Annotated in this window: 13 protein-coding genes and 1 other RNA gene; 6 read left to right on the top strand and 8 right to left on the bottom strand. The window is 65.8% G+C overall.

Translation table 11 applies throughout. The features are described from left to right. Window positions 1-27: 27 nt before the first annotated feature. From ACE3TJ_RS15690 to ACE3TJ_RS15680, 3 genes are read left to right on the top strand one after another with little or no spacing between them, the layout of a single operon-like run. Window positions 28-1,800: an arylsulfatase gene (locus ACE3TJ_RS15690; RefSeq protein WP_374597782.1), complete on the top strand. Its 1,773-nt coding sequence runs from the start codon at window positions 28-30 to the stop codon at window positions 1,798-1,800. Continuing rightward, complete coding sequence (locus ACE3TJ_RS15685) at window positions 1,797-2,819, top strand: glutathione S-transferase family protein (RefSeq protein ID WP_374597780.1); 1,023 nt, start codon at window positions 1,797-1,799, stop codon at window positions 2,817-2,819. The genes ACE3TJ_RS15690 and ACE3TJ_RS15685 overlap by 4 nt, the downstream gene beginning before the upstream one ends. After that, a complete protein-coding gene (locus tag ACE3TJ_RS15680) occupies window positions 2,816-4,462 on the top strand; it encodes a sulfatase-like hydrolase/transferase (protein ID WP_374597778.1) in 1,647 nt (548 codons plus the stop codon). The genes ACE3TJ_RS15685 and ACE3TJ_RS15680 overlap by 4 nt, the downstream gene beginning before the upstream one ends. Here the strand turns inward: ACE3TJ_RS15680 and ACE3TJ_RS15675 are convergent. The 3 genes from ACE3TJ_RS15675 to ACE3TJ_RS15665 are packed head-to-tail and all read right to left on the bottom strand — an operon-like array spanning window position 4,447 to window position 6,562. Continuing rightward, window positions 4,447-5,328, bottom strand: coding sequence for an SUMF1/EgtB/PvdO family nonheme iron enzyme (locus tag ACE3TJ_RS15675; protein ID WP_374597776.1), 882 nt, complete (start codon window positions 5,326-5,328; stop codon window positions 4,447-4,449). The two genes, ACE3TJ_RS15680 and ACE3TJ_RS15675, sit on opposite strands and share 16 nt — an antisense overlap. After that, window positions 5,325-5,939 carry a TetR/AcrR family transcriptional regulator gene (locus ACE3TJ_RS15670; RefSeq protein WP_374597774.1) on the bottom strand — a complete coding sequence of 205 codons (615 nt, stop codon included), beginning with the start codon at window positions 5,937-5,939 and terminating at the stop codon, window positions 5,325-5,327. Before ACE3TJ_RS15670 ends, ACE3TJ_RS15675 begins: the two co-directional genes overlap by 4 nt. Then, entirely contained in the window at window positions 5,936-6,562 is a 627-nt protein-coding gene (locus tag ACE3TJ_RS15665) for a class I SAM-dependent methyltransferase (RefSeq protein WP_374597772.1), read from the bottom strand. Before ACE3TJ_RS15665 ends, ACE3TJ_RS15670 begins: the two co-directional genes overlap by 4 nt. A 154-nt stretch (window positions 6,563-6,716) precedes the next feature. On the opposite strand from ACE3TJ_RS15665, the gene nhaA reads away from it, so the two are divergent. Continuing rightward, entirely contained in the window at window positions 6,717-7,907 is a 1,191-nt protein-coding gene (nhaA, locus tag ACE3TJ_RS15660; RefSeq protein WP_374597770.1) for a Na+/H+ antiporter NhaA, read from the top strand. Between the two features lie 119 nt (window positions 7,908-8,026). Here the strand turns inward: nhaA and tesB are convergent, their stop codons facing one another. The 4 genes from tesB to ACE3TJ_RS15640 all read right to left on the bottom strand — a co-directional run bounded on the left by tesB (window position 8,027) and on the right by ACE3TJ_RS15640 (window position 12,387). Beyond that, window positions 8,027-8,893 carry an acyl-CoA thioesterase II gene (gene tesB / locus ACE3TJ_RS15655; protein WP_374597768.1) on the bottom strand — a complete coding sequence of 289 codons (867 nt, stop codon included), beginning with the start codon at window positions 8,891-8,893 and terminating at the stop codon, window positions 8,027-8,029. After that, on the bottom strand, window positions 8,893-9,315 hold the full coding sequence (mce, locus tag ACE3TJ_RS15650) for a methylmalonyl-CoA epimerase (protein WP_339710584.1): 423 nt from the start codon (window positions 9,313-9,315) through the stop codon (window positions 8,893-8,895). The genes tesB and mce overlap by 1 nt, the downstream gene beginning before the upstream one ends. Window positions 9,316-9,389: 74 nt before the next feature. Then, a complete protein-coding gene (locus tag ACE3TJ_RS15645) occupies window positions 9,390-11,477 on the bottom strand; it encodes a TonB-dependent receptor (RefSeq protein ID WP_374597766.1) in 2,088 nt (695 codons plus the stop codon). A gap of 64 nt (window positions 11,478-11,541) precedes the next feature. Continuing rightward, a complete protein-coding gene (locus ACE3TJ_RS15640) occupies window positions 11,542-12,387 on the bottom strand; it encodes a CoA ester lyase (RefSeq protein WP_374597764.1) in 846 nt (281 codons plus the stop codon). 77 nt (window positions 12,388-12,464) lie between these two features. Here ACE3TJ_RS15640 and ACE3TJ_RS15635 point away from each other — a divergent pair, with 77 nt between their 5' ends. Next, window positions 12,465-13,439 carry an SPFH domain-containing protein gene (locus ACE3TJ_RS15635; RefSeq protein ID WP_374597762.1) on the top strand — a complete coding sequence of 325 codons (975 nt, stop codon included), beginning with the start codon at window positions 12,465-12,467 and terminating at the stop codon, window positions 13,437-13,439. A 10-nt stretch (window positions 13,440-13,449) separates the two neighbouring features. Continuing rightward, the gene (locus ACE3TJ_RS15630; RefSeq protein ID WP_374597760.1) at window positions 13,450-13,896 is read left to right on the top strand and encodes an NfeD family protein; all 447 of its coding nucleotides are present in this window, start codon (window positions 13,450-13,452) and stop codon (window positions 13,894-13,896) included. On the opposite strand, the gene rnpB is transcribed toward ACE3TJ_RS15630, so the two are convergent. After that, window positions 13,897-14,273: RNase P RNA component class A (gene rnpB / locus ACE3TJ_RS15625), an RNA gene on the bottom strand. It lies immediately after the preceding gene. Window positions 14,274-14,411: the final 138 nt, after the last annotated feature.

Below are 14,411 nucleotides of genomic sequence, written 5' to 3'. Positions count from 1 at the left end.
GGGACGGTCAAGCGGGGGAGGGTATTTATGCGGCTGGGCAGGCTGCAACGGTGGCTTTGGGCAGGCTTTGCCGCCATTGCAGCCACGTGCGCCCCTGCCCGCGCCGAGCCTCCGCCCGTGCGCCCCAACTTCGTGCTCATCCTGGTGGATGACGCAGCGCTGATGGATTTCGGCAGCTATGGCGGCGAGGCACGCACGCCGAATATCGACCGGCTCGCCGGCGCGGGCGCGCTGTTCACGCACTACCGCACCTCGCCGCTCTGCGCGCCGTCGCGGGCGATGCTGCTCACGGGCATCGACAATCACCGGAACGGCGTCGCCACCATTCCTGAGGTGCTGCCGCCCGAACACGCGGGGAAGCCGGGCTACGGCCTCCGTCTCGAACCCGATGCGATCACGGTCGCGGAGCGGCTGCGGCGCGCGGGCTACCGCACCTACATGACCGGCAAGTGGCACCTTGGCAGCGGCGAGGGCGAACTACCGCCGTCGCACGGCTTCCAGAAGTCGTTCGCGCTCGACGCCTCCGGCGCGGACAACTGGGAGCAGAAGCCCTACATGCCGTATTACGATACGGCCCCATGGTTCGAGGACGGCAAGCCGGCGACGCTGCCTGCCGAATTCTACTCATCCGAATTCATCGTCGATCGCATGATCGACTATCTGGCGGATCAGGGCGGGAGCGATCCGTTCTTCGCCTATTTGGCGTTTCAGGCCGTGCATATCCCGGTGCAGGCGCCGCGCGCCTACACGGCACATTACGAGACGGTCTACGACAAGGGCTGGGACAGCATCCGCGAGACGCGCTGGCGGCGCGCGCAGACGATGGGCCTGATCCCCGAAGGTGCGCCGCTCGCGGCCAAGCCCGCCGGATTGCGGGAATGGAAGACGCTTCCCGATCCCGAACGGCGCCTGCTTGCGAAGAGCATGGCGGTGAACGCGGGCATGATCGAGGCGATGGACCACCATATCGGCCGCCTGATCGCCTATCTCGACAAGCGCGGCGTGCTTCAGAACACCGTGTTCGTCGTCACCTCCGACAATGGGCCAGAACCGAACGAGCCCGTCAGCCAGCGCGGCTTTCCGCTATGGATGCGGATGAACGGCTACGACCAGAATCTGGATCGGCTCGGCGAAAAAGGTTCGTTCGTCTCGATCGGCCCCGAGTGGGCGACCGCGGCGGCAGCACCGCTCAGCCTGTTCAAGTTCTACGCCTCCGAAGGCGGGCTGCGCGTGCCCTTCATCATGTCCGGCCCCGGTATCGCGGCGCAACCGCGCGTTTCCGCCGCCGCCTTCGTCACCGACGTTGCGCCGACGCTGCTCGACATCGCGGGTATAGAGGGCAGCGACGGCAAGGCCATGACGGGGCGCAGCCTCAGGCCCGTACTGAGCGGCTCGGCGGATCACGTCTATTCGCCGGACACCCCGATCGGCATGGAGGTTTCCGGAAACGCAGCGCTCTATCGCGGCGACTTCAAGCTCGTGCGCAACCTGCCTCCGCACGGCGACGGCACGTGGAAGCTCTACGATCTCAGCCGCGACCCCGGCGAAACGCGCGATCTCAGCGCCGCCGAACCGGCACGGCTCCAATCCATGCTCGCCGACTACCAAGCTTATTCGAAATCCATGGGCGTGCTGGATATCCCGGAAGGCTACGATCCGTTTCGGCAGATCACGCTCAACACACGCATTAAGATCCTGAAGCATCACGGATGGGCGCTCGGCGGCATCCTGCTTGCGCTCGTAGCTGCCATCGCCGTTACGACGCGGCTCTTCGGGAAGCACAAACGGAGGCACGCTTGACCGAACCGCTCAGACTGCTGGGCGCCCCGGGTTCGCCCTACACGCGCAAGATGATCGCGCTGCTCCGGTACAGGCGCATACCCCACGCGATCCTCTGGGGCAGCCACATGCAACCGCCCGAAGGCCTTCCGGCGCCGAAGGTGAAGCTGCTGCCAACGGTGTATTTCCCTTTGGCCGACGGCACGCTGGAGCCCGCAGTGGATTCCTCGCCGATCATTCGGCGGCTGGAAAAGGAGCATGGGGGCCGTGAAGCGATTCCCGCCGATCCGGTTCTGGCGTTCCTCAATCACCTGATCGAGGACTATGCGGACGAGTGGCTGACCAAGGCCATGTTCCACTATCGCTGGGCGTTTGCAGAGGATGCAGCGAATGCCGCGCCGCTGCTGGTGTTCTGGATGGCCCCGACAATGCACGCGGAAACCGCCGCGCAGACGGCGGACATGTTTGCCGACCGACAGATCAGCAGGCTCCACGTGGTCGGTTCGAACGACACGACCGGGGAAACGATCGAACACAGCTATCGGCGTTTCCTTGCCGTTCTCGATGCTCTGATCACGGAGCGCGGCTATGTGCTCGGCGCGCGCCCGTCTTCTGCCGATTTCGCCATCCACGGGCAGCTCGCGCAGCTTGCGGTGATCGAGCCGACCTCCACCGCGATCGCCGCGCAGACCGCGCCGCGCGTGCGGGCGTGGCTCGACCGGGTCGAGGATCTCTCTGGCGTCGAGCCAACCACCGCCGACTGGTTCTCGCGCGACGAGATGACCGCACTGCGCCCGCTGCTCTGTGAGATCGGGCGGGTGTACGCGCCGTTTCTGATCGCGAACGCGAAAGCGGTGATGGCGGGCTCCGAGATCGTGCAGACGGAAATCGATGGGCGTGCGTGGACGCAGCCGGTCTTCCCCTATCAGGCGAAATGTCTGCAGTGGATACGGGAGGCGTTCGCGGCGCTTGGGACGGATGATCAGGCCGCGGTGCGGACGCTCCTCGATCACACCGGATGCGAGGCGCTTCTGCCATGAAAAGACGATCGGCCCTTGTCGGCGTCGCGGCTCTTCTGATCGTGTTCGGTGGGGCGGCGTGGATGAACCGCAAGGAGGTAATCCTGTGGCTCGTCACCACGCTCGCCAAGGACCGCGATATTGCGCCTTACAGCCCCGTCGCGTGGAATGAGGGTCCGGCGGCAGCACCCGCGGGAGACCGCCCGCCCAACATCGTCTTCATCCTCGCCGACGACCTCGGCATCAACGACATCTCGGCGTTCGGCGGCGGCGTGGCGGGCGGGCGCGTGCCGACGCCGAACATTGATCGGCTCGCCAAGGACGGCGCGCTGTTCGCGCAGGCCTATGCCGGAACCGCAAGCTGCGCGCCGTCGCGCGCCATGATCCTGACAGGCCGCTATCCGACACGCACGGGATTCGAGTTCACGCCGACGCCCGACGGCATGGGGCGCATGGTGGCAATGTTCTCGGACAATGAGCGCTCCGGTCTGCCGCCGGTCGACTGGAACCGCGAAGCCGACGACAAGGTGCCGAGCTTTGACGAACAGGGCCTGCCGGGCGCGGAAGTGACCATTGCCGAGGTGCTGAAAGGTGCGGGCTATCACACGGTCCACATCGGCAAGTGGCACCTCGGCAGCGGCAAAGAATTCGGCGCAAACGCGCAGGGCTTCGACGAAAGCCTGCTGATGGCGAGCGGACTTCATCTGCCGGAGGACGCCACCGACGTCGTCAATGCCAAGGTCGATTTCGACCCAATCGACCGGTTTCTCTGGGCGCGGATGCAATATGCCGCATCGTTCAACGAAGGGCCGCTGTTCGCACCGGGCGGCTACCTCGCCGACTACTGGACCGACGAGGCGGTGAAAGTGATCCGGGCCAACCGCAACCGGCCGTTCTTCCTCTATCTCGCACACTGGGGGGTGCACACGCCGCTACAGGCAACGCGCGCCGACTACGAAGCCGTCGGCGATATCAAGCCGCATCGGCTGCGCGTCTATGCCGCGATGGTGCGTTCGCTCGACCGGAGCGTGGGGCGCGTGCTCGCGGCGCTGAAGGACGAGGGGCTCGACGAAAACACGATCGTGGTGTTTTCAAGCGACAACGGCGGCGCGGGCTATGTCGGTCTCCCCGACATCAACGCGCCCTATCGGGGCTGGAAGCTCACCATGTTCGAAGGCGGCATCCGCGTGCCGCTGTTCATGCGCTGGCCCGCCCGCATCGCACCCGGCACGCGTGTCGAAAAGCCCGCCGGGCATATCGACCTGATGCCGACCTTCGCCGCGGCGGCGGGCGCGCCGCTCCCCGCCGGTGTCGCCATCGACGGCATCGATCTGCTCGCGCAAACACCTGCGCGCGCCGACAATGCGCTGTTCTGGCAGAGTGCCTACTACCGCGTGGTGCGGCAGGGCGACTGGAAGCTGCAGGTGACGGAGCGGCCGAAGAAGACGTGGCTGTTCGACCTTGCCGCAGACCCGACCGAAAAGGTCAATCTCGCCGACCGCGAGCCGGCTCGCGTCGCGGCAATGACGGCGCTGCTCAATGCGCACCGCGAGGCCGGGCGGGCGCCGCTCTATCCGCATACGATCGAAGCGCCGGTCGCGGTCGACAAGACGCTCGCGGAGCGCGTCGGGCCTGGGGATGAGTTTATCTACTGGCCCAACTGAGACGGTGCGTCTTTGACGATGCGGAAGCCGACGTGGCTTGCGGAGAAGTGAGCCTCCTGCGGCTGACGAGCGGCGGGGCGGTAACGGCGGCAGAAGTTTTCCGAGCAGAGATAGGAGCCGCCCTTGATCGTCTGCGCGCCTTCGCCCCAAGGCGTATCTGTGATTTCCCAGACGTTGCCGATCATGTCGTAGAGGCCGATGCGGCTCGGCGGGAAGCAGCCAACCGGTGCGCGGCCAGCGAAACCGTCTGCGGCTTTCTGCTCTTCAGGAAACAGGCCCTGCCACGTGTTCGCGACCGGCCGCGCATTGGATGCATAGGCGCCCGCTTCCTGATCGCCGCCCTTCGGCAGGCCGAGCGATGCTGCATACTCCCACTCGACCTCGGTCGGCAGGCGCCCACCCGCCCACGTCGCATAGGCGGCGGCATCCGCGGGGGAGACGTGCACGACGGGATCGCGGCCGTGCCCGGCGATGTCCGAGCCCGGCCCCTCCGGCGTCCGCCACGTCGCGCCCTGCACCAGCTTCCACGGCCGGCTCTCGCCGCCTTCGGGCGCCGTGAACACCGCCGATCCGCCATCGGCCTCGTCTGCCGTGCGCTCGGCATCGGTGAGATAGCCGGTGGCCTTCACGAACGCTGCGAACTGATCGTTCGTGACCTCGTGCGCCTGAATGCGGAACCCGCCGACGTGCAGCGACAACTCGGGCCGCTCCTCGGGATAACGCGGCGCGGCGCCCTTGATGAAGCGCCCCTCGGGCACATCAACAAAAACGCCGAGACTGTCCGCGGGAATCCCGCACGCGGCATCCTCTCCGCGCACGCCGCACGCCGACAGCAGCGCCAGCGCAAGAAGGGCCGCGCGCCTCACAGGCCGAGCAGCCGTTCGACAGCAAGCCGCATCGCCGCCTCCGCCTCTTCGGACGTGAGGTTTTGATCGTGCCGCAGGCGCTGCCACGACTGAAACCCCGTGACCATTTCGAGCGCCGCAAACAGCGCCGCGTTCGACTGGACCTCGGCAGGCAGGATCGCCTGCAGGGCCGCACGCTCCAGCGCGAGAAAGCGCCGGTGCGCATCCATCAGATATTCGGACTGGAACCGGCGCGCGTGCGCCGCGATCTTGAACGGCATCAGCCGCTCGTAAATGCGCGCCCGGCGCGTCACGACCTCGCCCGCCCTGCCCTGCCAATCGCGCGCTTCGAACTGCGTCATCACCATCGGCAGGATTTCCGCTTCGATCTGCGCGTTCAGTCCACGGTAGAGACTGTCCATCTCCTCGAAGTGCCGAAAAACGGTACGGATCGACACGCCCGCCGCCGCGGCCACGCTCGTGGCATTGGGATCCATGTCTCCGCCCTCGATCACAGCGCGCATCGCGGCGACGATCTGCGCGCGGCTTCGTTCGCTCCGCAGGCGGCGGCCATCCACGGCTTCCTCGCCGGGCGGAACCAGGCGCGTGACGTTCGCCATGCTTTCCGTCACGACGGCACCGCCGCGCCCCAGCTTGCGAAGCCCGCGAAGCGCGGTGTCGACGGCAAATACATGGTTTCAAGGCGGTCGACGCGAAAGCCACTGTTCGCCAGCATCGCGGCCGGCTGGCGCGTCAGGTGGCAGCCGCCGAAAAGACGCTTCCATACGGGCTCGATCCGCTGCTGCCAGCGCGCGACGTCCGCATCGGGCGCGAGGCCGTGCTCGGAAAACAGCACGCGTCCGCCCGGCTTCAGCACGCGGCGCACTTCCCTGAGCGCACTCCCCCAATCCGGGATCGTGCACAGCACGAAGGTGACCACCGCCGTATCGATGCTCGCATCTTCAAGCGAAAGCCGCTCGGCGCCCGTTTCGTGAAACTGCACGCGGTCCGTGATCGCGGTATGCCGCGCCGTCTCGCGAGCCCTTGCGACCATGCCGGGTGCGGGCTCCACCGCATGGAGCCGCGTGATGCGCGCCGGATCGTAGAAGGCGAAGTTCGTTCCCGAACCGCAGCCAAGCTCGAGCACCGCCCCCGTGGCTTCCGGCACGACCTTCGCGCGCTGTCGCATCACCGGCTTCGACGTGCAGGCGCACGACACGATCGCCGGCACGGCATAACGATCCCAAAGCCCCATCAGAATATCTCCTTGCGCGGATAGTCGGACAGCGGGCGGGCGCGGGCAAGCGACATATTTCGGCGGGTCCAAGGTCCGGTTTTGGGGTTTTCGCCTCCGGCCCGCTCCTGTAACCCCATTCGCGGCGCATGGTGAACGTTGCGGACGAGGTGAAATGATACGCGATCTACACACTCTGGTGATCGAGCGCCCGCGGTCGGCACTGCGTGAGTTCCTGCGTACCGAATCCGCCGGCGGCATCGTGCTGATGGTGGCTGCCGCAGCGGCGCTCATCGTCGCCAATTCGCCCTTCGCCGACGCCTATTTCGCCGCTCTCAAAACCTATGTCGGCCCGCTTTCGCTCAGTCACTGGATCAACGACGGGCTGATGGCGATCTTCTTCCTGCTCGTTGGCCTCGAAGTGAAGCGCGAGTTGCTGGACGGCCAGCTTTCCACATGGGACCGGCGCATATTGCCCGGAGCGGCGGCGGCGGGCGGCATGATCGTACCGGCGCTCATCTTCGCGGCGTTCAACATCGGCGATGCCGCGACGATCCGTGGCTGGGCAATCCCCTCCGCGACCGATATCGCCTTCGCGCTCGGCGTGCTGACGCTGCTCGGGCCGCGCGTTCCCGTGTCGCTGAAAGTGTTCCTGACCGCGGTTGCGATCATCGATGACCTTGGCGCCATCGTCATCATCGCGCTGTTCTACACCGCCGAGCTTGATCTCGCCGCACTCGGCGCCGCGATCCTGCTCATCGCGGTGCTTTACGGCTTCAACCGCTTCGGCGTCCGCTCGTTGTGGCCCTATCTCGTCATCGGCGCCGGGGTCTGGACGGCGATGCTGCTCTCCGGCGTTCATGCGACGCTCGCGGGCGTTGCCGTGGCGCTGACGATCCCGCTGACACCGGCACCCGGCCATGTCGACGACGAGCATTCGCCGCTGCACCGACTGGAACATGCCATCGCCGGCTGGGTCGCTTTCGCGATCGTGCCGATCTTCGGCTTCGCCAATGCCGGGCTTTCGTTCGCGAACGTGACACCGGAGATGCTGGTGAGCCCCATCGTCCTCGGCATTGTTCTTGGGCTTTTCATCGGAAAGCAGGTCGGCGTTTTCGGCGTGATCTGGGCAATGAAGAAGCTCGATCTCGCCGACTATCCGGTCCATGCCTCTACAGCGCAGGTTTACGGCGTTGCGCTGCTCTGCGGCATCGGCTTCACGATGAGCCTGTTCATCGGCGGGCTTTCCTATGCCTCCGACATCTATCTCGACGAGGTGAAGCTCGGCGTGCTCGGCGGCTCGCTGCTCTCGGGCATCGTGGGCGCGGCCGTACTCTCGATCGCGCGCCGCGAACAGTTCGCCTAGAGCCTGATCGTTTGAGATGGAAGCGGGTGCGCTTCCATCTCAAACGTGAATCAGTCTCTCTTCAATAGCTTAGACAGCGATTCACGTTTCAGGCCGTAGAGGCCTTAAACGATCGCGGTCTAGAGGTCCCGTTTCCGGATCAGCCCTTCCTGCGTCACCGAGGCGACGAGAACGCCGGAGCGGTCGTAGATGAGGCCGCGATTGAAACCGCGCGCGCCAGACGAGCGCGGGCTATCCTGCACGTAGAGCAGCCAGTCGTCGATGCGGAACGGCGCATGGAACCAGAGCGCGTGGTCGAGGCTGGCGATCTGCATCGCTTCGTCCCACCAGGCAAAGTTGTGCGGCCGCTCGCTCGTCGAGAGCAGCGTCATGTCGGAAGCGTAGGCGAGCATGCACCGGTGCAGCGCGGCATCGTCCGGCACCGGCGCGATCGCCTTGAACCATATATTCTGCTGCGGCGGCCTCGCCCCGCTGCCCGGTATCGACGGATCGACACGGCGGAATTCGATTGGGCGCTCCTGCAGGAAACGCGCAAGGCTCGCCTCGGGAATCTTGTCGGCGAACTGCCTCCGCCAGTCCATGTCGCTGATCAGCGTTTCGGGATCGGGGACATCGGGCATGTCGAACTGATGCTCCAGACCCTTTTCCTCGACCTGGAACGACGCCGCGAGGTTGAAGATCGGGCGGCCGTGCTGGATGGCGATGACGCGCCGGGTAGAAAAGCTCTTGCCGTCTCGGTCGCGCTCGACCTGATAGACGACCGGCACACTATGGTCGCCTTCGCGCATGAAATACGCATGGAGGCTGTGCGGCGGGCGGTCGTCCGCCACCGTACGGCTCGCCGCGACGAGCGCCTGCGCGATCACCTGACCGCCGAACAGCCGGCGGAAACCCTCGCCCGTGTTGCGGCCGCGGAACAGATTTTCCTCGATCCGTTCCAGATCGAGCGCGGACAAAAGATCCGCGACCATCTCCTCCGGGCGCATCAGTGCGCGTCCTTCGGGGTTTCCATCAATTCGACAAGAACGCCGCCCATGTCCTTGGGGTGAATGAAGATCACCGGCGTGCCGTGCGCGCCGATACGCGGCTCGCCGGTGCCGAGCACGGTGGCGCCCTTCGCGCGCATGTCGTCGCGCGCCGCGATGATATCCGGCACCTCGAAGCAGACATGGTGCTGCCCGCCGGCCGGGTTCTTCTTCAGGAAGCCGTGGATGGGCGAATCCTCGCCGTAAGGCTCGATCAGTTCGATCTGGCTGTTCGGCGTATCGACGAAGCAGACCCACACGCCCTGCGCAGGAAGCGCGAACTTTTCGTGGATCTTCGTCGCGCCCAGAAAATCGCGGTAGACGGCCACAGCCTTGTCGATCGACGGGGTTGCGATACCCACATGGTTCAAGCGTCCGATCATTTGGGCCTCCTTCGCCGCATGTTGCATCTGCGAAGAAGGCCCTTAGCCCTGCGTGGGCGCCGGACGCAACCCAGCTAGAAACTCAGGCTGAGCGTCGCCCGGACGTCGCGGCCCGCGAGCGGCACATAGTCCTTGGTGAAGCTCGCATGGCGGCGCGCATCGACATCGAAGAGGTTGTTCGCCGAAAGCTGGAGCGTCGCGGGGCTATCCACACCGAGGACACGCCACGAGACGGAGGCATTCACCAGCGTGTGCGAACCCGTAGGCGTTTCGAAGGCGGCGACGCGCGTCTGCTTGTCGCTCCATTCGAGCTCGATGCGGCCGTTCACGAGGTCCGACTGCGCCTCGATGCCGCCGAGCAGCCGGAGCGGCGGGATGCGCGGCGCGGGGCCGACCGAATCGATCTTCGCGCGCACATAATCGGCAACACCATCCGCCACGAAGCGGAAGTCGCCCGCATCGAACAGCGGCGCGGAGAGTTCCGCTTCGAAGCCATAGTAGGTCGCGTCGGCCTGCGCGTACTGGAAGACCGGAAGCTCGTCTTCCTCCAGCCCTGTGTCCCCTTCGTAGATGTAGTTCTTGAACCAGCTCGCGAAGGCGCCGAGCGAGAAGGCGACGCCGCCGGTCTCTCCGCGCAGGAAGGTTTCGAGGCCCCAGCTCTTTTCCTTGGCGAGCATCGGATCGCCGACCTCGAACGCCTGCGTCGCGATGTGCGGGCCGTTCGAGAACAGCTCCTCGGCGGACGGTGCGCGCACGGCGCGCGAGCCGTTGATGCCGATGCTGATGCCGTCGATCAGTTCATAGCGCGCGCCAAGCGCGGCGGAAAAAGCGTTGAAATGACGGGTGATGCCGACCGCGTTCGAGCTGACGTTCGTGCGCTCGTAGCGACCCGAAGCTTCGACGCCGAGCGCGCCGAAGTTCAGCTCCTGCACCGTGAACAGGCCGAACTGTTCGGTCTCGTTCGGCGGCAGGAAAGCTTCCTCGCCGACGGCCGAGAAGTCGCGGATGTAGAACTGGCCGCCGAAAGCGCCGTTCCACACGCCGCGCTTTGCCTGCACGAGCTCGACGCGGCCTTCGACGCCCTGGTTGTCGAACACGGTGCCGACCTCGTCGCCTTCGAATTCAGTGTGCGTGTAATCGGCGTAGCCAACGCGGACGCGGAGCTTTTCGAGGAAGCCCTCGCCGAGTTCGACCTCACCGCGAACGTCGGCGCGCCACTGCTTGAGGCCGATGCTGACGTCGCCGTGCTCGTGGCCTTCCTCACCTTCTCCCTCGCCTTCATGCGCGTGAAGCGCGGGCCGCTCGGGAACGCCGTAGGTCGAATCGAAGTAGCCGACCGAGAAGCCGAGCGACCCGCCGTCGGTGATGATCGCAAGACCGCCGCCCGCCGTTTTCGTGCGCGTGAAGCTGTTTGGCAGGCGCCCGCGCACGCCGGCAGCCTCGGCGGCCTCTTCGTCACCCTCCGCGGCGTGTTCGAGCGCGTGCGCGCGAAGCTCGGGGGCGAGCGCGTAGCCGCCGATCCTGAGGTTGTTGGTGTCGCGCCAGCTGCCGTCGACGTGGGCGACGATCGTGTCGGTGAGCGCGGCGTCGATGCCGCCGGCGATGCTGACTTCATCCGCCGCGCTGGCGACGCTGCCGATCGCGTCGACATGCACGCCGTGCTCGGGAACCGCACGCGGGATGCGCTTGTCGAGCACGTTGACGACGCCGCCGATCGCCGACGAGCCATAGAGCAGCGAGGCGGGGCCACGGATGATCTCGACGCGCTGCGCGGTGATTGGATCGATGGTGACGGCATGGTCGGCCGACGTGTTTGACACGTCGATGGAGCCGATGCCGTCGGTCAGCACGCGGATACGTTCGCCCTGCATACCGCGCAGAACGGGCCGGGAGGCGCCGGGCGAGAAGCTCGTTGCCGAAACGCCGGGCTGACGCGCGATCACTTCGCCGATCTGCGGCTGCAGCGATTGCCGGAGCTCGCCCTCGGTCATCACCGACGTGCCTGAGAGCAGATCGGCGCGGGAGCGCGCATAAGGCGCGGTCACCACGATGTCGTCGCCGATCGTGTGCAGGTCGTCGCTCTTCGGCGCCTCCGCGGTTTGCGCAAACGCCGGAAGCGCAAGGACCTGAACCGCACACGCGGCAAGAAGCATCGAACGCATAACCACGAACTCCCTTTTTTCTTTGATGGGAGCCCGTTTAGAATGTGATGTTATATCTTGTCAATCAATGTGAGGCGATGCTTTCGGCGAAGGTGATCAGCTCGCGCGCCTGCGCGGCGTGGAGCACTTCGACGATCTTGCCGTCGAGCGTCGCGACGCCCTTCCCGTCCGCTGTCGCAGCCTCGAACGCCGCGACGATGCGGTGCGCCTGCTCGACCTCGGCGGCGGAGGGCGAGAAGACGCGGTTCGCGGTTTCGATCTGCGCGGGGTGGATGAGCGTCTTTCCATCAAAGCCGAGCGCGCGGCCCTGGAGTGTCACCGCCTCCAGCCCCTCCATATCCTTGATGTCGGCGTACATCGCGTCGAACGCCAAAATCCCGGCCGCGCGCGCCGCGATGATGACGCGCTGCAGGGCATAGCCGATCTCAGCCCGCGCCGGGCCGACACGACAGCCGAGATCCTTTTCAAGATCGGCAGCGCCCACCACGAGCGCGGCAACACCCGGCGTATCGGCAATGCTATCCACCGCCTGCACCCCGCGCGGCGTTTCGATCATCGCCCACACCGGGACACCGCCCGCAAGGCGAACCGCCTCCGCCGCTTCGGCCGCGCTGTTCACTTTAGGCACGACCACGGCCGCGGGCTTGGCCGATTGGACAGCAAGAAAATCCGCCTCGTACCAGTTCGTGCCGATGCCGTTTACGCGGATCGCGACCGCGCGACGCCCCCACCCGCCCGACTTCACGGCTTCGAGGGCGGCGGCACGGGCAGCCGGCTTCGCATCGGGCGCGACGGCGTCTTCGAGATCGAGGATCACCACGTCGGCATCCAGCGTCCGCGCCTTCTCGATGGCGCGCGCATTCGCGGCGGGAAGGTAGAGCACGCTGCGATGGGGACGAAATTCGGTCATGGCGTTAAGATTCCCTGTGGAATTCGTGCTATGGCGTTCCAATATCGCTGTGAGCAACCGATTTATGGGGGAGAGATATGGGCGGCGGGATTTTCGTGATTTTCCTGGCGGCGCTCGCCGTCATCTTCGTGTGGACGGCCGTCGTCATCGTGCGGCAGGGCTATGAATACACGATCGAGCGCTTCGGGCGCTTCACGCAGGTCGCGAAGCCCGGCTTCACGCTGATCCTGCCGTTCATCGAACGGGTCGGACGCAAGATCAACATGATGGAGCAGGTGCTTGAGATCCCGGGGCAGGAGATCATCACCAAGGACAACGCGATGGTCTCCGTGGACGGCATCGTGTTCTTCCAGGTGCTTGACGCCGCCAAGGCAGCCTACGAGGTCTCCGACCTCTATGTGGCGATCTTGAACCTGACGACCACGAACCTGCGCACCGTGATGGGCTCAATGGACCTCGATGAGACGCTGTCGCGCCGCGATGAGATCAACGCGCGGTTGCTGCATGTCGTCGACGACGCGACGACATCGTGGGGTGTGAAGATCACGCGCGTCGAGGTGAAGGACATCCGCCCGCCGCAGGACATCGTGAATTCGATGGCCCGCCAGATGAAGGCGGAACGCGAGAAGCGCGCCGCGATCCTTGAGGCCGAGGGCCTGCGCGCGTCCGAGATTTTGAAGGCGGAAGGCCAGAAACAGTCGCAGATTCTGGAGGCCGAGGGCCGCCGCGAGGCCGCGTTCCGCGACGCAGAGGCGCGCGAACGGGAAGCCGAGGCCGAAGCCAAGGCGACCGAGATGGTTTCGAACGCCATCGCGGGCGGCAACGCGCAGGCGATCAACTACTTCGTCGCGCAGAAATATGTGGACGCGATGCACGCCTTCGCGAACGCGCCCAACGCCAAGACAATCTTCATGCCGCTGGAAGCGACGAGCCTCGTCGGCACGATCGGCGGCATCGGGGAACTGGTGAAGGCCGTTCGCGACGGCGGTGACACGCCGCCGCCCGCCCCCGCGCCGCGTCCGCGCCGTCCGGGTCCGTTCGAACAGGCCTGAGGAGACCGCCATGCCGGATTTCCAGAACATCGAGATGACCCATTGGGTCTGGTTCGCCGCCGCCGCCGTGCTCGCGATCATGGAGATCATCGCGCCCGGCATCTTCATGATCTGGCTGGCGCTCGCCGCCGCAGCGACCGGCCTCGCAACGTTCGCATTCGGCTTCGGATGGGAACTGCAACTCGCGGTGTTCGCGATCCTCTCGGTCGTCGCCGTGTTCCTGGGCCGCAATTTCCTGAAGCGAAACCCCGTGGAAACCAGCGACACCGGCCTCAATCGGCGCGGCGAGCGCCTGGTCGGCCAGCTCGTGAAGGTGGTGGAACCCATCGCCGACGGACGCGGGCATGTTCAGGTCGGCGATTCGCCTTGGCTTGCCACGGGGCCAGATGCCGCCGCAGGCAGCATGGTCCGCATCACCGGCGTTGACGGCGCGACGCTCAAGGTCGAACCGGCGTAAACGGTCAGAGGATCTGTAAGCCGGGTTCTGTACCGCCCCGAAAGGCGGCGACGACCATTCCTCTAGGACGACGCTTGCGCGCCGCCTCAAGCAACCTACCCGGGCGGTCCGGCCGGATAAGCCATGCGCCGCCCCTATTCGGTTTTGCTCCCGGTGGGGTTTGCCGTGCCGCTTCCGTTGCCGGTCGCGCGGTGCGCTCTTACCGCACCCTTTCACCCTTGCCTTCCGGCCGAAGCCGCTTGGCGGTCTGCTCTCTGTGGCACTTTCCCTGGGGTCGCCCCCGCCGGGCGTTACCCGGCACCGTCTATCCGTGGAGCCCGGACTTTCCTCCCCGCCGTTCTTTCGAACCCTGGCGCGGCGGCCGTCCGACCCTCTGACCGAGCAGACAGATACGGTGAGAGGTTCGGATTTACAAGGCGTCGCCTGAACAGAGGCGCTTTCAAGACCATCGAAACAATAAAGTCTCGTTTCATAAATCCGCGGCCTCACCCAGAGGAGTATTTGGCTAAAGGCGT

The sequence above is a fragment of the Sphingosinicella sp. genome (genome assembly GCF_041916975.1).
Taxonomy (GTDB): domain Bacteria; phylum Pseudomonadota; class Alphaproteobacteria; order Sphingomonadales; family Sphingomonadaceae; genus Sphingosinicella.
This window is presented reverse-complemented; position numbering and strand designations above follow the sequence as displayed.